A 20337-nucleotide genomic window follows, 5' to 3' on the forward strand; every position below is an offset into this window, starting at 1 on the left:
CCTCTATCATGGGCGGATCGCTTGCGGGGCTGAATGATCATTCGTCCGCGGATAATGACTGAACTACCGGACCTGCCGCACCGCGCGCTCACGGCGCCACATCGCAGGGGGCTGGCCAACGGTGCGCTTGAAGGAGCGGCTGAAGGCTTCCTCCGACTCATAACCGACTTCATGGGCGATGGTCGCCATCTTCGCATTGCTGTCCACCAACAGGTTGGAGGCAAGTTGCATGCGCCAGCATCTCAGATACTGCATCGGGGGCTGGCCGATCAGTTCGACAAACCGCTCCTGCAGCGCTGAGCGCGACAGACCCGCGGCGCCGGACAGCTTTTCCAGCGTCCAGGCTTCTGCCGGACGGCTGTGCATCAAGCTGAGAACCCGGGCGATATGCCTGTCCCGCAGTGCGGCAAGCCATCCTGTCTGGCTTTTCGGCATGGAGCAGAGATACAGCCGCACCAGATCCACAAACATCATTTCACTCATCCGTTCGAGGACGGCCTCCCCACCCGGCTGGCTGGCGCGGGATTCGGCCTCTGCAAGCCGCGCGAGCTGACCGGCCCAACTGTCTACCGACAACTGGCCGGCGCTGGCGTGAATGACCCGTGGCAGAGAGGCCAGCAGGGGGTTAAAGGGGCCGCGATCACAACCCAGAAACCCACACAGCAGGGTAGCGCTGCGCAGATCGGGGCTGGTTTCACCCCGGGCGGTCACAGGCTGAACGAGTTGATCGTCCTGCTGGCGCACCATAAACGGCAAGCCGACATGGCGTTTCAGGTTTGCTATCAGGAATGGAAGATCCGGTGCCGCCCTCAACCCGGGGGCACTGGACATGACGTGGGGATCGCCGTGAGGGAACAGAACGACGTCTCCCGCATTCATCTGGAACGGGGGTTCGCCGGTGATGCCGGCCCAACAGGTACCGCCCAGAACAACGTGGTATTCCATGAGGTGCTCGGACCCCGGCATGACCGCGCTGGCAATCAACGCCGCCGGCGGTGCCTCTGTCACCCAGGCACCGACACATTCAACATTGAAAAACAGGGCCCCACGCAGCCGGATGCGGCGCAGCAGTCCGGACAGCACATCCTCACTCATGGCGGTTGTTCCGGTCGTTAAGTGTTACCGAGACAAACACCTGTCCATCGGATCACACTCCATTCAACCACAACCGGAACCTGAAAGCGCTTACACTTGGGCTGTCTAGTAAGGAATGAATTCCACCTCGTCTCCGACCACCCTGGCAAAGCGCCCGGCGCGCCAGTCATCTCTGGCCTGATCAATGCGGTCTTGCCGTGAAGACACGAAGTTCCATTCGATAAAGCGCCGGCCCACGGGCTCGCCGCCAATCAGGGCAATACGTGTGTCCTCGGTCGCAGTTACCGATACTCCCGCCTCCGGCGCGAACACCGTCATGCTGTGGGCAGGCAATTCAGAGCCGTGAGCGGTCAGCGCCCCGCGGGCCACGTACACAGCCCGTTCGGCTGCCTGGGGCAGCTCCAGTGTCTGGCCGGCTTCGAGCGTGGCCTCAAGATACAGGGTTTCACTGAACTGACGTACCGGAGAGGTCACGCCGTAAGCGCTGCCCATCATGACCCGCACCGGAACGCCGTTCACCTCGATGGCCGGGATGTCATTGCCCGGGTAATGGTGGAACCCGGGGTCGGTCTCTTCGTGCGCTTCCGGCAGCGCCAGCCACAGCTGCAAACCGTGCAAGCGGTGATCGGATTCGGTGATCTCCCGGCGCTCCCGTTCGGAATGGGTGATACCGCTGCCTGCGACCATCAGGTTGATATCCCCGGGACGGATAGGCTGCAGGCTGCCCAGGGAGTCCCGGTGCAGTATCTCTCCTTCAAACAGATAGGTGACGGTGGCAATGCCGATATGGGGGTGCGGGCGCACATTGATGCCCTCTCCCGCCGGAAAATCCGCCGGTCCCATTTCGTCAAAAAAGATCCAGGGGCCCACCATTTTTCGTTTGGCCGTAGGCAGCAGGCGGCGCACGGAAAAGCCGCCCAGGTCAGCCACCCGCGGGCTCAGTATGGTTTCAATGGCGCTGCAGGGCGCCTCGGTGGCGTCGCAGCTCTGCTCCGCCGATTCCAGTACATTACTCATGGCATTACTCCTCGCAACGCTCACTCGTGACTGAGTGACTCAGCGCAGGGTTTTCAGCGCCTGAGCCCACTTGGCCAGTTCTTCCAGCATCGTACCCGCGGACCCGGTGTGGTGGTCGCCCGCCCTGAACGCCCGGTTTTCGTCCAGCAGTTCCCAGGGCATCTGCACCATGACGCCCTCCACCATGGGCATCATCTTCACCGTATTCACCAGCTGTTTGGCAAGCTGGGCCGAGCGCAGACCGCCGGACACCCCGCCGTAGCTCACGAAGCCACAGGGTTTGTAGTTCCATTCGTTGTAGACGTAGTTCACCGCGTTCATGAACGACGGTGGCGGGCAGTAATTGTATTCCGGGATGACAAACACGTAGGCGTCCGCCCGGGCCACGCTCGCGGACCAGGCTTTGGTGTGTTCGTGCTCGTACTTCTGCAGCCTTGGGTGATTGGGTTCGTCGTACACCGGCAGGTTGAAGTCGGCCAGATCCATCAGCTCGCAGTCGAAACGGCCCTGCTCTTTGGCGAATTCGTGGAACCATTTCGCCACCGACGGCCCGATGCGACCGGGGCGGGTGCTGCAGATGATGATTTGAAGTTTTAACGTCATGGGTTCGGTCCTTGATTCTCGGAAGGTTGCTGTCAGTTTAGCCGCTGGTCTGCAACAGAAAACACCAAAATGGGGGGCTGGCCGAAATAAGTTAATCAAAACGGCCTGCCTGTACCGGTTAATGCCTTGAGCCGCCGGTATACTGCAGCCTTGCCGATCAAACCAAGGAAAATCCATGTCTCTGGCTGAAAAAATCTCCCTGACCGCCGCCCTGATCTTTTTCATGACCGGCCTGCTGACGGGTATCTGGAAGTACCGGCACATGGCGCGCAGCGCCGATGCCAGCTCCCCGACCTATGTGAATATAGCGCACCGCAGTTCGCTGATGTACAGCTTCGCTGCGCTGTTGCTTGCGGTGTTCAGCGCCCACAGTGTGTTCTCTGATCTGGTCAACACCCTCGCTGCGGTCTCCGCTCTTGCCTTCTTCGCGTTCGCCATCACAACCTACGTGATCCACGGCCTGCTGCAAGATACGGACAACCAGTTGCAGCGCCCCCATCGACTGGGTAAGCGACTGCTGCCACCCTGGGTGACGGGACTGTTCATGTTGCTGCTGATCGTTGGCGAAGTAGGCGGTTCGCTGGTGTTGGGTCTTGGTGCTATGTTGGGAATCTGGAGCGTTTGAACTCACAGGCGTTGCAAGCCCGGCGTGGTGTGATGCGTAGCCGCGCCCGAGTACGATATCACCTGTTCATTTATACCGTTGATGGAGCCCGGAACCCCGATGCCTTACCAATTTGAAGATCTGAAAAAAGCCTGCGCTGGCGAATGGCAGGCCTACATCGAGCACAGTTTTGTCCGCCAGCTCGGAGACGGCTCACTGGCCCCGGAAGCGTTCCGGCATTATCTGAAGCAGGATTACCTGTTCCTGATCCAGTTCGCCCGGGCGTTTGCTCTCGCTGCCTACAAGAGCCCTACCCTGACCGATCTCCGGCAGGCCAAGGAGGGGTTACAGGCCATCGTGGATGTAGAGCTGGATCTGCACATCAGCTACTGCAAGGAATGGGGGATTTCGGAAGAAGAACTGGCACGGCTTCCGGAAGCGCGGGCCACGCTCGCCTACACGCGTTATGTACTCGACACCGGCAACCGCGGCGATCTTCTGGACCTGCACGTGGCGTTGTCGCCCTGCATGGTGGGCTACGGTGAGATTGCCAACTGGCTGAACAGCCGCGCGGACACCCTCCGCGGCGAGCGTAATCCCTACAACGCATGGATTGCCATGTACGAAAGTGACGAGTTTCAGCAGGCCATGAAAGCCGAAATACGCTGGCTGGACGAGCGCCTGGCCGACGTTTCGCCGGCGCGGTTCGAACAGCTAACCCGCATCTTCAGCGACGCGACACGGCTCGAAATCGATTTCTGGGAGATGGGCCTGATCCAGAGCGATTAGGACCGGCTGACAATGGCGGATCGCCCCGTGTTTTCAAGGGTTGGCATGCCGACAAATGAGGCGTAACGTCAAATGGTAGGCCGCGCAGGCTTGGCCACCACTGGCAGTATGATACTCAGTCCTTGACCCGATTTATGACATGCCGGCCCCATTCACCACGGTTCAGGGGAGTTCCGTCATGAATTCATACCTACGCTACGCCATCCTTGCCGTTTCACTCAGTGTGCCGCTTGCGGCCAGTGACGCCGGCAATGCCGAAGCAGCACAGCAGTGGAAGAACCAATTGAAGGAGACCGCACCAGAATCCACGCGTAAAACCGCCATCTGACCAAGACGAACGCCTGCAAAAACTGGATAATGGCCGCCATCGAATTCAATGGCGCGCCAAATTCTCCGATCCGGGTACCTTTGCAATGGAAATCAACGTCAACTTCCTCGACAACCTCAGGCTTGAAGCCAAGTTTGATGATTTCACTGTGGTGACCGACCAGCCCATCCGCTACAAGGGCGACGGCTCTGCCCCCAGTCCCTTTGATTACTTTCTGGCGTCGTCCGCCCTGTGTGCTGCCTATTTCGTAAGGGTTTACTGCAAGGCCCGGGACATCCCCACCGAGAACATCCGCCTGTCCCAGAACAACATCGTGGACCCGGAGAACCGCTACAACCAGATCTTCAAGATTCAGGTAGAGCTGCCGGAAGACATCTCGGACAAGGACCGCCAAGGCATTCTGCGCTCCATCGATCGCTGTACGGTGAAGAAAGTGGTGCAGACCGGGCCCACCTTCGAGATTGAGACCGTCGATAATCTGGGAGCAGACGCCCAGGCCCTGCTGATGACCCAGCCAGAGGGCGGCACCCAGACTTTCATTGAAGGCAAGGATCTGCCCCTGGAGCAGACCATCGCCAACATGACCGGCATCCTTCAGGATCTGGGCATGAAGATCGAAATCGCCTCTTGGCGCAACATCGTGCCCCACGTGTGGTCGCTGCACATCCGCGATGCCGCCTCCCCCATGTGCTTCACCAACGGCAAGGGCGCCACCAAGGAAAGCGCGCTGTGTTCAGCCCTGGGCGAGTTCATCGAACGGCTGAACTGCAATTTCTTCTACAACGACCAGTTTTTCGGCGAGGACATCGCCAACAGCGAATTTGTTCATTACCCGAACGAGAAATGGTTCAAGCCGGGGCCGGATGACGAATTGCCGGCCGGCATTCTGGATGACCATTGCCTGGCCATCTACAACCCGGAGGGGGAACTGCAGGGGTCGAATCTGATCGACACCAACTCCGGCAAGACCGAGCGGGGCATTGTCTCTCTACCTTTCGTGCGCCAGTCCGATGGCGAGGTGGTCTACTTCCCCTCAAACCTCATCGAAAACCTGTACCTGAGCAATGGCATGAGTGCCGGCAATACCCTGCAGGAAGCGGAGGTTCAGTGTCTGTCGGAGATTTTCGAACGGGCGGTGAAGAAGCAGATCCTTGAGGAAGAGCTGGCGCTGCCGGACGTGCCCATGGCAGTGCTGGAAAATTACCCGCACATTCTCGAGGGCATTCGTGCCCTGGAAGCGCAGGGCTTCCCGACACTGGTCAAGGATGCGTCTCTCGGCGGCCAGTTCCCGGTGATGTGCGTCACCCTGATGAACCCTCGCACCGGCGGTGTGTTCGCCTCGTTCGGCGCCCATCCGAGTTTCGAAGTGGCCCTCGAACGGAGCCTGACCGAACTGCTGCAGGGCCGCAGCTTTGAAGGCCTGAACGACGTGCCGCCGCCAACGTTCAACAGTCTGGCGGTGACCGAACCCAACAACTTCGTGGAACACTTTATCGATTCCACCGGTGTGGTTTCGTGGCGCTTCTTCAGCGCCCGCTCCGATTACGATTTCTGTGAATGGGATTTCTCCGGCACCAACACCGAAGAGGCCGCCTGCCTGTTTGGCATTCTCAGGGACATGGGCAAGGAAGTTTACGTTGCCACCTATGAGGATCTGGGCGCGCCCGTATGTCGCATTCTGGTGCCCGGCTATTCCGAGGTGTACCCGGTGGAAGATCTGATCTGGGACAATACCAACAAGGCACTGGACTACCGGGAAGCCATCCTCAACCTTCACACCCTGGACGAAGACGAACTGGCGGGGCTGGTCGAGCATCTGGAAGAAAGCCAGATTGACGATTACACCGACATCATCACCCTGATCGGCATCGAGTTCGACGAGAACACCGTGTGGGGACAGCTCACCGTACTGGAACTGAAACTGCTGATCAATCTCGCCCTGCAACAGCATGAAGAAGCGCTGGAACGGGTGGAAGCCTTCCTTCAGTTCAACGACAACACGGTGGAACGCAACCTGTTTTACCGCGCTGTGAACGCGGTGCTGGAGATTACCCTCGACGATGAACTGGAACTGGATGATTTCCTGGTCAACCTGCAGCGCATGTACGGCGAGGAAACCATGGCGGCCGTTGTGGGCTCGGTTGAAGGGCGCGTACGTTTCCACGGGCTGACCCCGACCAATATGCAGCTGGAGGGGCTGGACAAGCACCTGCGACTGATTGAAAGCTACAAGAAACTGCACGCCGCCCGGGCAGCCAGCGCCGCCTGACGCCCGCTCACGCAACCGCCGGGCCCATTCACGGGCCCGGCGGTTTCACATCATTTTCCATTACCGACTTGTAACTCGCTCATGTACCAGTATTCTTAAGGATAGGTATTAACCGAGGTACAAGACATTCTCTATACCCCATCAGCAGTCTGTATTGATGCACCCCTCTCTTCCGGCGAGGTCGGTTCGATCCCGCCCGCAACTTTGCTGCACCCTTCAAAACCCGAAAAGGAGAACCAACCATGCGAAAGCTAATGCCTGTCGCCATGCTTTGCGCCCTGTCCGTCCCTGCACTTGCCCAGGCGGATTGCGGTGAGGTGTCCATCACCGAGATGAACTGGGCCTCCAACACGGTGGTGACCAACGTCGCCAAATTCATCATGGAACAGGGCTACGGTTGTGACGTGACCATCGTGCCTTCCGATACCGTACCGGCAGTCACCTCGGTGGCCGAAAACGGGGAGCCGGATATTGTGACCGAGCTGTGGCTCAATTCCGCCGGTGAGGCTTACCTGCGTCTTGAAGAGGAAGGCAAGATCGAGCGGCTGGCCAAAGTGCTTGATCCCGGCGGTGTCGAGGGCTGGTGGATTCCGACCTATCTGGCGGAAAAGCACCCTGAACTGACCACCATCGAAGGGGTGATGGCGAATCCGGAGCTGGTGGACAACCGCTTCAATAACTGCCCGAGCGGCTGGGGCTGCCGTGTGGTGAGCGACAACCTGGTCCGTGCGCTGGATCTGGAATCGTCCGGCATTGAAGTGTTCAATCATGGCTCCGGTGAGACCCTGGCGTCGTCCATGGCCTCTGCCGTACAGGACGAGGAACCTTGGTTCGGCTACTACTGGGGCCCGACGGTTCCCCTCGGCAAGTTCGACATGACACGCGTGAAACTTGGTGAGTACAAGCCGGAAGTGCACACCCGCAACCAGACTCAGGACGTCGATAATCCCGGCGTATCGGAATTCCCGGCCGCCACCATCCTGACCTCGGTGACCACCGACTTCAAAGAGCGTGAGCCGGAAGTGGCCGAAATGCTCAGCAAGCTCACCTTCAAGACCGAGACCATGAGTGGACTGTTGGCGTGGATGGATCAGAACAACGCGTCGGCCGAAGAAGCCGCCGTCTATTTCCTGAGCAACAACAGCGATGAGTGGTCTACCTGGCTGAACGACGCGGCCCGCGAGCGGCTCGCGGCTGTATTGAACTGATAGTAATCCCACCGCGGCAGAGCCGGCCCCCGGCTCTGCCCGCTCCGGCTGACGGAGTAACGAACCACAACCCACCATCCGGAATGCGCAGGGGACACTGAACGCAAATGGCTACCTATGATTTCGTGTTTTCATCACTCGGCCTGGAGGAGTGGTGTAACGAGGGTACAAGCGATGCGCCCATGACCATGGCGGCGCTGCTGAAAAAAACCCAGGGCACCGAGTCTACACCGGATTCCCTATGGGATCTGCCCTTCCCTTCCATGGACGCGCTGAATGAATCCTGCGCCTCCTTTCCCAAATCACGGGAGCTGACCAAGGGCCTGGAAGAGGGCTTTCTGGCCATCAAAGACAGCCTGAGCATCGTCTTGGACCCGCTGACCCAACCGCTCAGCTGGTTCCTCGACGGGGCGCTCTACGGCATGCTCAACACCCCCTGGTGGATTGTCATTCCGCTGCTACTGGCCGTGGTGTTCGTGGTGTCCAAATCCTGGAAGCTGGTGGCGTTCGTGGGCGTGAGCCTGGCCCTGCTGGCGTTCATTGATTACTACGACTACGCCATGCAGACCCTCGCCATCATCTTCGTGTGTGCGTTCCTGTGCGTGATACTGGGCGTGCCCATCGGCATAGCCATGTCCCGAAGCGACATGATGCAACGGCTGACCATTCCGGTTCTGGACATGCTGCAGACGCTGCCGCCGTTTGTGTACCTGATTCCGCTGATTTTCCTGTTCAGCGTGACCGAATCCAAGCTGTATGGCATTGCCATTATCCTCTACGCCATCGTGCCGGTGATCCGCCTGACCAATCTCGGCATCCGCCTGGTGGACAAAGACGTGATCGAGGCCGCCGATGCCTTCGGCATGACCAGCCGACAGAAGCTGTACAAGGTGCAGATTCCGCTGGCGCTGCCGAACATCATGGCCGGGGTGAACCAGACCATTATGATGAGCCTCGCGATGGTGGTTATCGCGTCACTGGTGTCGGCACCGGGGCTGGGCGTGCTGGTGCTCCAGGGCATCCGCAATCTCGAGCTGGGCGTGGGCCTGGTGGCGGGCCTTGGCATCGTGATTCTCGCCGTCATCCTCGACCGCGTTACCAAAGCGTCCCTGGCGCGCATTAACGCCTCACAGAAACAGTAAGGGAGCGAATTGTGGATCGGGATATCAAGATTTCCATCCGGAACCTGTACAAGATTTTCGGCCCCATCCCGGATGTTGCCCTGGCCTATGTCCGCCGTGGTATGGGCAAGGCCGAACTGCTGGAAAAACACAACCACGTGCTGGGTCTGCAGGACATTAACGTGGATATCCGCGAAGGCGAGATCACCGTCATCATGGGTCTGTCCGGCTCGGGCAAATCTACCCTCATCCGCCACCTGAACCGGCTGATCGAACCGACCGCCGGGGAAATCCGCGTCGACGGTCAGGACGTGCTGCAGTTCAATGAGGAGCAACTGCGCACCTTGCGGCGTGAGCGAATGTCGATGGTGTTCCAGAAATTCGCCCTGCTGCCCCATAAGACGGTGCTGGAAAACGCCGGTATGGCGCTACTGGTACGCGGTTTCTCGGTGGAAGAATTTGAATCGGAAGCGAGAAAATGGCTGGCGCGAGTGGGCCTGGAGGGCAACGAGAACCAGTACCCTCACCAGCTTTCCGGCGGTATGCAGCAACGGGTCGGGATTGCCCGCGCGCTGGCGTCGAACTCGCCGGTGATGCTGATGGACGAAGCCTTCTCGGCTCTCGACCCTCTGATCCGCTCCGACATGCAGGACCTGCTGCTGGAACTGCAGGACGAACTCCACAAGACCATCGTGTTCATCACGCACGACCTCGATGAAGCGCTGAAGCTCGCGGACCACCTGGTCATCCTCAAGGATGGCTACATCGTTCAGCAGGGGGAACCGCAGGAAATCCTGATGAATGCCAACGATCCCTACATCATCGACTTCATCAGCGATATCAACCGGGCGCGGGTGCTGCGCGTACGCTCGATTATGAAGAAAACCACTGAAGCGCCAGCTGACAGCGCCGGCGATATTTCCGAGCGCGACAACCTGGAATCGGTCATTGCCATGTCAGAGGGCGACACCGAGCGAACCTATCGGGTTATGCGCCGTGACAAGCAGGTCGGTGTGCTGGAGATGAAAGATCTGGTACGGGCACTGGTACCGACCGAGGGGGCAGAAGCGCAAGAGCGGGTGCAGTAAACGGCACTCAGACCTCCTGCTCCCGCGTCTTGCCCTCGCGGATGTTCTCGCGCGCTTCTTCGCGTTCTTCCCGATCTGCCTCTGGCACCTCGTGCTCATCCGCGCGGGACGGGCGGAAACACAGGGTCGTGAGAATCGGAAAGTGGTCCGAACCGAACGGCGCCAGCCGTTCAATCCGCCCCAGCGTGAAATGCTCGGTGGTGAATACGTGGTCCAGGGGCCAGCGCAGATACCAGCGTTCGGCATGAAAGGTGTTAAACATCCCGCGGCCGCGACGTGGATCCAGCATGCCACTGATCCGGCAGAACAGGCGCGTGGTGCGGGACCAGGCCACGTCGTTCAGGTCACCGGCGACAATCGCCGGATACCCTCCTTTGCGAATCTGCTCGCCAACCAGCAGCAGCTCTGCATCGCGCCAGAGCGACTCCTCGCTCTCGCTTGGCGCCGGGGGTCTGGGGTGCAGGGCGTGCAGTTTCACCCGGTCGCCACAGGGCAGCCTCAGCCAGCCATGGATAGAGGGGATATCGTCCTGAATCAGGTAGTCCACCTCCGCCTCTTCCAGCGGCAACCTTGAATACAGGTGCATGCCATAAAGGTTATCCAGCGGCACCCGGATGATGGTGGGCCAGTCGCCCAGGGCGGCATCCAGCTGGTCGCCCCACCATTGATCGGACTCCAGGGTCAGCAGCACATCCGGCCGGCGCTCACGGACCTGACGGATGAGCCCTTCACTGTTGCGGTTGGGGGTCAGCACGTTGGCCACCATCAGGGTGACACAGCGGTCCTCGTTGCCCGGTTCCGCCGGCTGCACCTGCATTGGCCAGAGTCGGGTCCACGGCAGAATCCTGTACAGCTGCAGCACCAGCACCGTTCCGCACAACGCCAGAATCCACAGGCGCAGCCCTTCCCCGGCCAGCCACAGCGCCGCCATGGCCACCAAAACCGTGACACTGGCAATCTGCACACGGGGAAATTCGCAGGCCCGAATCCACCAGTCGTGAAGTCGCACCTTCCCGAGCACGCTCACGATCAGCAGGCCCGCAGCGAGCAACAGCAAAATGTAAGTGATCAAACACGCCTCCGCGGCATTGGCTATCCTTTACCTTTTAAAACATAAACCATTTGGCTCGTTTGTGCCGCTGACAATCCGTTAAGCCCCCTGACCTCGTATCTGTTGTGCACCCAGAACAAAAGGACACGTAATGACAAAGTTACAGGACGACATCGAGAACTATCTGAGTCACAGCCACCCCCATTCCGACGAATATCACCAGGCCGTCAGGGAAGTGTTTGACGACATCGCCGAGGTCTATCGCAAGGAGCCGGCCTACCGCCGGTGGAATATTGCGGAGCGCATGCTTGAGCCGGACCGTATTGTCCGTTTCCGGGTGTGCTGGGAAGACGACAATGGCCAGGTACAGGTCAACCGCGGCTGGCGGGTTCAGTTCAATAATGTGCTGGGTGCGTACAAGGGTGGCATCCGATTCGATCCCTCGGTGAACGAGAGCGTTCTCAAGTTTCTGGGGTTCGAGCAGTGCTTCAAGAACGCGCTGACGGGGCTACCCATGGGCGGCGGTAAAGGCGGCGCAGATTTCGACCCCAAGGGGCGCAGTGAGCGGGAGATCATGCGGTTCTGCCAGGCCTACATGCAGGAGCTGCATCGCCATATCGGGCCCAACGTCGACGTACCGGCCGGCGACATCAACGTGGGCCCGCGGGAGATCGGGTTTCTGTACGGGCATTACGTCAAGCTCACCAATCGCTGGGAGGGTGTGCTGACGGGCAAGTCTCCGGGGTTCGGGGGCAGTTGCGGCCGCACCGAAGCCACCGGCTACGGTGTGGTGTATTTCCTCAAGAACATGCTGCAGGCCCACGATCAAAGCCTGGAAAGCCAGCGGGTACTGATTTCCGGCGCTGGCACGGTTGCCCTCTATGCCGCGGAGAAATGCATCCGGGAGGGCGCTAAAGTCATCACCGTGTCGGATTCCAGAGGCACCCGGGTGTTCCGCAACGGCATGAGTGAAAAGGAGCTGGTCAGCCTCCGTACCCTGAAACTGGAGCAGCACGGCTCACTGGAAGATGCCGACTGCGGTACCTGGCACAGCAACAAAACCCCCTGGTTCGCAGCCAAAGGCGCAATCGCACTGCCCTGCGCCACGCAGAATGAAGTGGACGGCAAGGCGATGAAACGACTGATCGGGAACGATCTGCTCGCCCTGTGCGAAGGTGCCAATATGCCCCTGACCCAGGAAGCACACGATAAGCTGATCGACGCCAACCTGCTGTACGGCCCGGGCAAGGCCGCCAACGCCGGTGGTGTGGCGGTATCCGGACTGGAGCGCTCGCAGAATGCCTCACTGCAGAGTTGGAGCATGGACAAAGTCGACACCATGCTCAGTGGCATTATGGAGGATATTCATAACCGTTGTATTGAGCACGTGAAGCGAAAAGACGGCATCTACCCCTACAGCAAGGGCGCGAATCTTTACGCGTTCAAAAAACTGGCCGAGGCGATGATGGCCTACGGCGTCAAATAGCACCGGCCGCACTACGGAGCACAAAAAAAGGGCGCTGCCGATGACGGCAACGCCCTTTTTACTTACTGGTGATTTACTTCTTCAGATCGAACCGATCCGCATCCATCACCTTGCTCCAGGCCTTCACGAAATCTTTCGCGAACTGCTCCTTGGCGTCATCCTGGGCATACACTTCGGTCAGCGCCCGCAGCTGCGAGTTGGAACCAAACACCAGATCCACCCGCGTGCCGGTCCACTTCACTTCACCGGTCTTGCGGTCGCGGCCTTCGAACTCGTAACGCTCGTCCGACAGCGGCTTCCACTCGATGCCCATATCCACCAGATTCACGAAGAAATCGTTAGTGAGCTTGCCCGGTGTGTGGGTCAGCACGCCGTGCTTCGATTGCTTGTAGTTGGCACCCAGTACCCTCAGACCGCCAATCAGCACGGTCATCTCGGGTGCGCTCAGGCCCAGCAGCTGCGCCCGGTCCATCAGCATCTCTTCGTCCGGCACCGCAAACGCCGTGCGACGGTAATTGCGGAAACCGTCAGCTTCAGGTTTCAGCCATTCGAAGGATTCTGCGTCGGTCTGCTCGTCGGTCGCATCGGTGCGGCCGGGGTTGAACGGCACTTCGATGTCGTGGCCCGCATCTTTCGCCGCTTTCTCAACGGCCGCGGCACCGCCCAGCACAATCAGGTCCGCCAGGGACACTTTCTTGGTGTCGGATTGGGCGTTGTTGAAATCACTCTGAATGCCTTCCAGGGTGTTCAGCACCTTGCTCAGCTGGGCCGGGTTATTTACCTCCCAGTCCTTCTGGGGCGCCAGGCGAATGCGCGCACCGTTGGCGCCACCGCGCATGTCGGAACCGCGGAACGTAGACGCAGAGGACCAGGCGGTGTACACCAGCTCGGACACACTGAGTCCGGAAGCAAGGATCTTGCTCTTCAGCTCCGCAACATCCTGGGCATTGACCAGCTCATGGTCCACCGGCGGAACCGGGTCCTGCCAGATCAGGTCTTCCGCCGGCACTTCCGGACCAAGGTAACGGTCTTTCGGGCCCATATCCCGGTGCGTCAGCTTGAACCAGGCGCGGGCAAAGGCGTCGGCGAACTCCTCGGGGTTCTTGTGGAAGTGCTCGGAAATCTTGCGGTATTCCGGGTCTTCACGCATGGCCATATCGGCGGTAGACATCATGATGCCGACACGCTGAGACGAGTCTTCCGCGTCCGGTGCCATGTCCTTCTCGGTCAGACCTTTGGGCGCCCACTGATTGGCGCCGGCGGGGCTCTTGGTCAGTTCCCATTCGTAACCGAACAACACATCAAAGTAGCTCATGTCCCACTTGGTCGGGGTCGGCGTCCAGGCACCTTCCAGACCACTGGTGATGGTATCGCGACCATGACCGCTGCCGTGCTTGCTCTTCCAGCCGAAGCCCATGTCCTCGATGCCACCGCCTTCCGGCTCGGCGCCGACATTGGACGGATCACCGGCACCGTGGGCCTTGCCGAAGGTGTGACCGCCGGCGGTCAGCGCCACGGTCTCGTAATCGTCCATGGCCATGCGGGCGAAGGTCTCGCGGATATCCTTCGCGGACGCCAGCGGGTCCGGATTGCCGTCGGGCCCTTCCGGGTTCACGTAGATCAGACCCATCTGCACGGCAGCCAGTGGGTTTTCCAGCTCACGGTCACCGGAATAGCGGCTGTTTTCCTTGTCACTGGTGGCCAGCCATTCGTCTTCGGCGCCCCAGTAGATGTCTTCTTCAGGCTCGTAGATGTCTTCGCGGCCGCCTGCGAAACCAAAGGTCTTGAAGCCCATGGTCTCCAGTGCCACGTTGCCGGTCAGGATGAACAGATCGGACCACGACAGTTTGTTGCCGTACTTTTTCTTGATCGGCCACAACAGACGGCGGGCCTTGTCGAGGTTGCCGTTATCAGGCCAGCTGTTGAGCGGCGCGAACCGTTGCGAACCGGAGCCGGCGCCACCGCGGCCATCGCCCACCCGATAGGTACCTGCGCTGTGCCAGGCCATGCGAATGAAGAACGGGCCGTAGTGGCCGTAATCCGCCGGCCACCAGTCCTGGGAATCTGTCATCAATGCGGCCAGGTCTTTCTTGACCGCCGCCAGATCCAGTTTTTTGAATTCTTCCGCGTAGTTAAAGTCGCCCAGCGGATTCGATTTCGGAGTGTGCTGGTGCAGAATGCCAAGGTTAAGCTGATTGGGCCACCAGTCGTGGTTCGCCCTGCCCTTGTTACCCATGCTCGTGCGGGAACCATGCATAACCGGGCATTTGCCTTCATTGTTCACATCGTAAGCGTCCATTACTCTCTCCGTTTCTCGCCACACGCGTGGTGATTTGGTTTCGTTATTCGACACCAATCAATGTACTCCAATACCCCTGCATTGGATTAAGTTGCATTTTCTAACCAGAACGATAGCCTGCATTTATTACAAAAGCAGACGCCGAAACACAGCCTGAATCGGTCTACGATTCGTGCCTTCCCAAGCATAATCGGAAATTCACGGATTACCCGCCGGGCACGGAACGTCTCGGCTCTTCCGTTGACGGATCACCCGCCCTCGCCAGGGTGCGTACCCGGGCGTAGTCTTCTTCGCTGAACACCCCGTTCACCCCGGAAATCGCGGCCAGTTCCATGCCGTGCCTGAGGCCGAGCCGGTAGATCTCGCGCACCTTTTCCCACTCAATGTGGCGTCCCAGGGTGAAATTCTCGAACCGGCTCTCAAGGGCCAGCACGATCGTTTCCGCCAGGCAGGCGTAAGCAACCCCCCGGGGCAACCCGATGTCTTTCATGTGCACATCACCTGGCAGGCGGATCTCGCCGGACTCAATCACCAGCACATCCGGGCGTTTGGCGACATCCTCGGCGGGGATATCCAGGGGGCGGGCCACATCGGTGATCACACACCCGGGCTTTACCTGCATGATATCGAGCACCCGTTTGCCGGCACCGGACGTGGCGGTGACCACCATATCCATGTCCGCCAGCTCGCGATCCGTCGAGGCCGACACATGGATAGTGGCGCCCGGTGTCTCCTGCAGAATACTGTCGCGAAGGGCAAGCAGCTTGGCGGCTTCGGGCGATACCAGCACCACCTCGTCCACGGCCTTGACCAGCAACCTGGCACAGACCGATCCAATGGCCCCGGTTGCCCCCACCACCATCGCCTTGCCCGCCATTTTCCCGCTCGGACCGATGGCCACCAGGCCAATTTTCTTCACCGCTTCGTGGGCCGCCCACAGGGCGCCTGACGCGCTGTAGCTGTTGCCCGTGGTGATCGGCAGCGGCGCCCGTTTGGCGACGGTGATGCCGGCGTCTCCCACCACTTTGGTGAAAGCCCCCAGGCCCATGATCTGCGCGCCCAGTTTTTTCGCCAACCTGGCCGCCGCCAGTAATCGGCTGTAGGTGAATTCCGGCCCGTGAGACATGATTTCCTTGGGAGTACCGCCAACCGTGATCAGCCAACCCTCGGCCTCATCACCCGTGGGTGAGGTCACCCCCTGCACTCTGGAGTACACAAATGGCGGCGTGTAGGCCACCGCTTTTTCCACAAGATTCATAACGCCGGCTGGCGACACACTGGCGATCCAATCCAACGGCGGGGTTTTGGTGAGATACTGCTGCGACAGCGGGTGGATGACAAAGGCGAACCGGTTCACCCGGCGATAGCCATTGGGGTAAAGAATCCGCGGCTCGATGCCCAGTTGATCGATTACGTCCAGAAAATCGTTGGCCGCCAATTGCGCTGGCGCCCGTTCAAGCGCGGCACTGATCATCGCCTCCATGACGTTGGCTCCCACCGGACGGTCGTTGAGCCAGGGGCTGTAATCCACCACCATCGCCACTTTGCGGGAACGCATCCAGTCCAGTGACTGTTCGGTGATCCGCGAGGTAATCACGGTTTTTCCATCCAGCTCGGTCTGGGTGAAATCCGCCAGCTCGCCAATTGTCGCCACCAGCACATGGGCCTGTTTGACCGCATGATGAAGGGAGCCCCGCACCAGCCCTTCCCCGAGCCGATACAGTGGATTGTGGATGAAACTCTCAAGTGCCCGCACGGCCGTCGGCCTGTATAGCAAAGGGGCGGTAATGGCGGTATAGCGCTCCAGTTGCTGCAACGAGGTCAGCATCCGTGGCACACCGAAATCCGTGTACGGATCTGCGAACTGCAGATTCTCCGTGTGTTCCGACAGCGCCAGAGCAATGCGATAACTGGCCTGGCCGTTGAAACACAGCACCCGGGCGTTGTCGAAAAAATGCCCGAGCTGGCTTTGGGTATGCCGTACCGCCCACTCCTGAAGAATCCGCCGCAGCCCCGCGCCAGTGGTCACGGACTTGTCAGGAACACAGGCTTCCAGACGCGCGGTGTCCGGATGTTCAATCTGCTCCCGGCCGACCTGGTAATGGTCGTGTACCATGCTCAGGCCGATGGCATCGGCCTGCTCCCGCACGCTGTCGAGAACTGCTTCCGCCCGCTCCAGGTCGCCGTCGGTTCCGATACGGATTACCCGGAAATCCTGCCCCAAGAAGGCGGTTTCCAGCTGATAGTCATAGTCTGATGAGCCCTGGCTGACACTGACAACGGTTTTCATGACCGGCGTCCTTACTTTTCTGTTCCCTGAAACAAGCTTAAGTCTGATTTCCCCCGCCTGCCTTTGCACAGATCAAAATTTAATCTGCCAGGACGGTCTACACTGGATAACACGCCATCCACCGTACAAGGAGAGATCATATGGGCCATCATCAGGAACTGGCAGACACGGTCGAGAAACTGGTCCAGAAGGGCAAGGGCATTCTCGCCGCCGATGAGAGCGCGCCGACCATCGCCAAACGGTTTGCAGCCATTGGTGTCGAGTCCACGGAGCAGAAACGCCGTGAGTACCGCAGCCTGATTTTTTCTACACCGGAGCTGGGTGATTACATCAGTGGGGTGATTCTTTATGAGGAAACCCTGAACCAGAAGAGTCTCGACAATGCGCCGATGGCAGAACTGCTTCTGCGTCAGGGCATTGTGCCCGGCATCAAGGTGGATAAGGGAAAAGGGCCGCTTGCCAATGCCCCGGGGGATGAGATCACCTTCGGGTTGGACGGGCTTGAGGAGCGGCTCTCGGGGTATCGTGATCAGGGCGCCCGCTTCGCGAAATGGCGGAACGTCTATCACATCACCGACACCAACCCCGGCGCGCTGGCCATCGAGGCGAACGCCGAAGTGCTGGCTCGCTACGCCGCTGTCTGTCAGTCCCTGGGCATAGTGCCGATTGTGGAGCCGGAGGTGCTGATAGACGGGTACCACACGATTGAACACTGCGCACTGGTCAGCGAAGCCGTGTTGCGGGCGGTTTTCGCGGCGTTGCATCGCCACGGTGTTTTGCTGGAAGGCATGCTGCTCAAGCCCAGCATGGTAACCCCGGGCAAATCCCACACCAGCCAGGCTGGCCCCGAACGGGTGGCGGAAGCCACTCTGAACGTGTTCCGCCGGGCGGTTCCCGCGGCCGTGCCGGGCATCGTGTTTCTCTCAGGCGGGCAGACACCGGAACAGGCGACCGCCAACCTGAATGCCATCAACCAGCACGGCCCGCAACCCTGGGAACTGAGTTTTTCTTACGGACGGGCGTTGCAGGAGCCTGCCCAGAAAGCCTGGGCGGGGGAACTCGACAATGGACCTGCGGCCCAGAGTGCCATGCACAGGCGCGCAAAACTGAACGGTGCGGCACGGGAGGGCCACTATTCACCGGACATGGAGGGCTGAGCGCCCTCCAGCCATTTACCTCCAACAGCCTGAAACGCAGCTGCCGTCTCCGTCAAACGACATGGTCCGTCCACTAAGGAGAATGTCCATCGGGGCCGAAGCCAGCTCGGCGGATTCAGGCGGCGCGGGGCTCCGTCACCGGTTGCTGCAGGCACGCCAGCATTGGCGCAACCTGGCGTATCTTACGGGCTTCGGGCCAGAGCACTTCGGCTTCAACGAAACCCTGGCGAAGGTAATTGAGCCATTGTTTGATGCGGCCGGTGACAAAGCGGTCTTCCAGACGGGTCTGCAATGCCATAGCGTATTCCCGGACCAGCGCCACAGCCTCCGGCCAGGTCATGTCGGGCACCGATTCACCGCGCTGGCTGGCGCGGATCTTACGGGCCAGGTCCGGCCGGGCAATCAGACCCCGGCCAATCATCACGTCGTCACACCCGGACACCTCCCGACAGCGCCAGTAGTCGTCCACCGTCCAGATCTCGCCATTGGCGATAACTCGCACGCGAACCGCTTCCCTGGCCCTGGCGATTTCCTCCCAGTAGGCGGGTGGCTTGTAACCATCGACCTTGCTGCGGGCGTGAATCACAATCTCTTCGGCGCCGGCCGCTTCCAGTGCCTGGGCACAGGCCACGCCCATGGAACGATCGTCGTAACCCAGACGCATCTTCGCCGTGACCGGAACAGACGCCGGCACCGCCTGACGCACCTGCGCGACGATCTCATGCATCAACTCCGGCTCCCGCATCAGCACACACCCACCTTTGTGCTTATTAACGGTTTTGGCCGGGCAGCCGAAATTGATGTCAACCTGTGTCGCCCCAAGCTCTGCGGCTTTGGTGCCGTGGCGGGCCATTTGTACGGGGTCCGATCCGAGAAGCTGAACTGCCACCGGAATGCCGGCCTCAGTCAGGGAGTTGTTATGCAACTCCGGAGCGTACTTGTAAAAAATCCGGGGGGGCAGCATGCCGTGGGTCACACGAATAAACTCGGTGACGCACCGGTCAATACCGCCGACTTTGGTCAGCGTTTCGCGGATCGGTGCATCCACCAGCCCTTCCATCGGGGCAAGGATTATTCGCATGAAAACTCCGGGGGTGTTCAGGAAATGAGCGGGGCGAAATTGTAGTGGGTTCCGCACCCGCTGCCCAGTCCCCGAAAACGTCAGGACGCCTTGCGATGGCGCTCCATTTCATTGCGGTATTGCTTACCAAGGTCTTCTTTCTGTTTGTCCGTCAGGGCCTTGCCGGCCATCTGGAACACTTCCTGTTCTTCCTCATCCAGATGGTGTGTCACCATGTGCTTCAGCTCTTTGAACTTCTGCAGCCATTGCGGGCTGCTGTATTCAATGTCCGAGAGCTCTTCCACCAGATCGTCCATGTCCTTGTGCTCGGCCACACTGTGGCGGGCCTTTTCCTGGGTGAGATCGACGCTCATCAGCTGGGCGTAGAAACACTTTTCTTCGGCGGCGGCATGCTGGGAGAGTTCGTCTTTGAGCATCGCGTAATTCTGCTTGCGAAGTTCTTCTGCTCCCTGGGTGTCTTCAAGACGATCCAGTAAATCCCGTTGAACTTCGTGATCCTGTCTGAGCGCTTCGAAAACGTTCATTCTGATCTCCTTGTCGTTGGGTTGACGCGTTTGGAACTCTGAAACTGTAGCCCAAAACGAGACACCGCACGGTGACTGTTTGGTAATGAGGTAAAGGATAATCTCAGAGCCGTTCGATGGTTTCGAACTTGCCGTGATCGTTGAAAACAATGCGGAAACTGCCGCGCACGCCGTCGCGGAGGTAAAAGCGGGAAAGAATCCGCGCCGGGAAGCGGACAGAGCGTCCGTCCCGGGCGGTGGTGTGAACGTCGGTCGCAACGCCCTGATAAAGTTTAATCCATTCATCAGGGCTGATGCTGAGGTCCACTACGATCTGCTGCATGGGCG

General features: G+C 59.6%; 18 protein-coding genes. 9 read left to right on the forward strand and 9 right to left on the reverse strand.

What is annotated here, in order from left to right; translation table 11 throughout:
- Positions 1-63: 63 nt before the first annotated feature.
- From DYI22_RS12740 to DYI22_RS12750, 3 genes are all read right to left on the reverse strand, one after another.
- Positions 64-1095 (reverse strand): AraC family transcriptional regulator, encoded by a 1032-nt coding sequence (locus DYI22_RS12740; RefSeq protein WP_213478477.1) that lies wholly within the window; start codon positions 1093-1095, stop codon positions 64-66.
- 105 nt (positions 1096-1200) lie between these two features.
- Positions 1201-2112, reverse strand: coding sequence for a pirin family protein (locus tag DYI22_RS12745; RefSeq protein ID WP_213478478.1), 912 nt, complete (start codon positions 2110-2112; stop codon positions 1201-1203).
- 39 nt (positions 2113-2151) lie between these two features.
- Positions 2152-2715, reverse strand: a complete 564-nt coding sequence (locus DYI22_RS12750) for an NADPH-dependent FMN reductase (RefSeq protein WP_213478479.1) — start codon at positions 2713-2715, stop codon at positions 2152-2154.
- 175 nt (positions 2716-2890) lie between these two features.
- On the opposite strand from DYI22_RS12750, the gene DYI22_RS12755 reads away from it, so the two are divergent.
- From DYI22_RS12755 to DYI22_RS12785, 7 genes are all read left to right on the forward strand, one after another.
- Complete coding sequence (locus DYI22_RS12755; RefSeq protein ID WP_213478480.1) at positions 2891-3340, forward strand: hypothetical protein; 450 nt, start codon at positions 2891-2893, stop codon at positions 3338-3340.
- Between the two features lie 99 nt (positions 3341-3439).
- Positions 3440-4108 (forward strand): thiaminase II, encoded by a 669-nt coding sequence (gene tenA / locus DYI22_RS12760; RefSeq protein ID WP_213478481.1) that lies wholly within the window; start codon positions 3440-3442, stop codon positions 4106-4108.
- A gap of 178 nt (positions 4109-4286) precedes the next feature.
- Positions 4287-4436, forward strand: a complete 150-nt coding sequence (locus DYI22_RS12765) for a hypothetical protein (RefSeq protein ID WP_213478482.1) — start codon at positions 4287-4289, stop codon at positions 4434-4436.
- Between the two features lie 85 nt (positions 4437-4521).
- On the forward strand, positions 4522-6705 hold the full coding sequence (locus DYI22_RS12770) for an OsmC domain/YcaO domain-containing protein (protein WP_213478483.1): 2184 nt from the start codon (positions 4522-4524) through the stop codon (positions 6703-6705).
- A 242-nt stretch (positions 6706-6947) separates the two neighbouring features.
- Positions 6948-7913: an ABC transporter substrate-binding protein gene (locus DYI22_RS12775; RefSeq protein ID WP_213478484.1), complete on the forward strand. Its 966-nt coding sequence runs from the start codon at positions 6948-6950 to the stop codon at positions 7911-7913.
- Positions 7914-8020: 107 nt separating this feature from the next.
- Positions 8021-9055, forward strand: a complete 1035-nt coding sequence (locus DYI22_RS12780; protein ID WP_213478485.1) for an ABC transporter permease — start codon at positions 8021-8023, stop codon at positions 9053-9055.
- A gap of 11 nt (positions 9056-9066) precedes the next feature.
- Positions 9067-10122 carry a quaternary amine ABC transporter ATP-binding protein gene (locus tag DYI22_RS12785; protein WP_213478486.1) on the forward strand — a complete coding sequence of 352 codons (1056 nt, stop codon included), beginning with the start codon at positions 9067-9069 and terminating at the stop codon, positions 10120-10122.
- Between the two features lie 7 nt (positions 10123-10129).
- Here DYI22_RS12785 and DYI22_RS12790 read toward each other — a convergent pair whose 3' ends face one another.
- Complete coding sequence (locus DYI22_RS12790; protein WP_213478487.1) at positions 10130-11194, reverse strand: endonuclease/exonuclease/phosphatase family protein; 1065 nt, start codon at positions 11192-11194, stop codon at positions 10130-10132.
- Between the two features lie 130 nt (positions 11195-11324).
- On the opposite strand from DYI22_RS12790, the gene gdhA reads away from it, so the two are divergent.
- Entirely contained in the window at positions 11325-12659 is a 1335-nt protein-coding gene (gene gdhA, locus DYI22_RS12795) for an NADP-specific glutamate dehydrogenase (protein ID WP_213478488.1), read from the forward strand.
- A 73-nt stretch (positions 12660-12732) separates the two neighbouring features.
- Here gdhA and katG read toward each other — a convergent pair whose 3' ends face one another.
- Positions 12733-14943: a catalase/peroxidase HPI gene (katG, locus tag DYI22_RS12800; protein ID WP_416234602.1), complete on the reverse strand. Its 2211-nt coding sequence runs from the start codon at positions 14941-14943 to the stop codon at positions 12733-12735.
- 220 nt (positions 14944-15163) lie between these two features.
- A complete protein-coding gene (locus DYI22_RS12805; RefSeq protein ID WP_213478490.1) occupies positions 15164-17248 on the reverse strand; it encodes a dehydrogenase in 2085 nt (694 codons plus the stop codon).
- 140 nt (positions 17249-17388) lie between these two features.
- On the opposite strand from DYI22_RS12805, the gene DYI22_RS12810 reads away from it, so the two are divergent.
- A complete protein-coding gene (locus tag DYI22_RS12810; RefSeq protein WP_213478491.1) occupies positions 17389-18405 on the forward strand; it encodes a class I fructose-bisphosphate aldolase in 1017 nt (338 codons plus the stop codon).
- Positions 18406-18520: 115 nt separating this feature from the next.
- On the opposite strand, the gene DYI22_RS12815 is transcribed toward DYI22_RS12810, so the two are convergent.
- From DYI22_RS12815 to DYI22_RS12825, 3 genes are all read right to left on the reverse strand, one after another.
- Positions 18521-19486, reverse strand: coding sequence for a tRNA dihydrouridine synthase (locus DYI22_RS12815; protein WP_213478492.1), 966 nt, complete (start codon positions 19484-19486; stop codon positions 18521-18523).
- 80 nt (positions 19487-19566) lie between these two features.
- On the reverse strand, positions 19567-20010 hold the full coding sequence (locus tag DYI22_RS12820; RefSeq protein ID WP_213478493.1) for a hemerythrin domain-containing protein: 444 nt from the start codon (positions 20008-20010) through the stop codon (positions 19567-19569).
- Positions 20011-20113: 103 nt separating this feature from the next.
- Entirely contained in the window at positions 20114-20332 is a 219-nt protein-coding gene (locus DYI22_RS12825; protein ID WP_213478494.1) for a DUF2835 domain-containing protein, read from the reverse strand.
- Positions 20333-20337: the final 5 nt, after the last annotated feature.

Source organism: Marinobacter lipolyticus, from assembly GCF_018424605.1.
Classification (GTDB): domain Bacteria; phylum Pseudomonadota; class Gammaproteobacteria; order Pseudomonadales; family Oleiphilaceae; genus Marinobacter; species Marinobacter lipolyticus_B.

Coding starts and splice junctions, on each gene's coding strand:
- DYI22_RS12740 (WP_213478477.1), bottom strand. CDS start 1,095: ATGAGTGAGGATGTGCTGTCCGGACTGCTGCGCCGCATCCGGCTGCGT.
- DYI22_RS12745 (WP_213478478.1), bottom strand. CDS start 2,112: ATGAGTAATGTACTGGAATCGGCGGAGCAGAGCTGCGACGCCACCGAG.
- DYI22_RS12750 (WP_213478479.1), bottom strand. CDS start 2,715: ATGACGTTAAAACTTCAAATCATCATCTGCAGCACCCGCCCCGGTCGC.
- DYI22_RS12755 (WP_213478480.1), top strand. CDS start 2,891: ATGTCTCTGGCTGAAAAAATCTCCCTGACCGCCGCCCTGATCTTTTTC.
- tenA (WP_213478481.1), top strand. CDS start 3,440: ATGCCTTACCAATTTGAAGATCTGAAAAAAGCCTGCGCTGGCGAATGG.
- DYI22_RS12765 (WP_213478482.1), top strand. CDS start 4,287: ATGAATTCATACCTACGCTACGCCATCCTTGCCGTTTCACTCAGTGTG.
- DYI22_RS12770 (WP_213478483.1), top strand. CDS start 4,522: ATGGAAATCAACGTCAACTTCCTCGACAACCTCAGGCTTGAAGCCAAG.
- DYI22_RS12775 (WP_213478484.1), top strand. CDS start 6,948: ATGCGAAAGCTAATGCCTGTCGCCATGCTTTGCGCCCTGTCCGTCCCT.
- DYI22_RS12780 (WP_213478485.1), top strand. CDS start 8,021: ATGGCTACCTATGATTTCGTGTTTTCATCACTCGGCCTGGAGGAGTGG.
- gdhA (WP_213478488.1), top strand. CDS start 11,325: ATGACAAAGTTACAGGACGACATCGAGAACTATCTGAGTCACAGCCAC.
- DYI22_RS12805 (WP_213478490.1), bottom strand. CDS start 17,248: ATGAAAACCGTTGTCAGTGTCAGCCAGGGCTCATCAGACTATGACTAT.
- DYI22_RS12810 (WP_213478491.1), top strand. CDS start 17,389: ATGGGCCATCATCAGGAACTGGCAGACACGGTCGAGAAACTGGTCCAG.
- DYI22_RS12815 (WP_213478492.1), bottom strand. CDS start 19,486: ATGCGAATAATCCTTGCCCCGATGGAAGGGCTGGTGGATGCACCGATC.
- DYI22_RS12820 (WP_213478493.1), bottom strand. CDS start 20,010: ATGAACGTTTTCGAAGCGCTCAGACAGGATCACGAAGTTCAACGGGAT.
- DYI22_RS12825 (WP_213478494.1), bottom strand. CDS start 20,332: ATGCAGCAGATCGTAGTGGACCTCAGCATCAGCCCTGATGAATGGATT.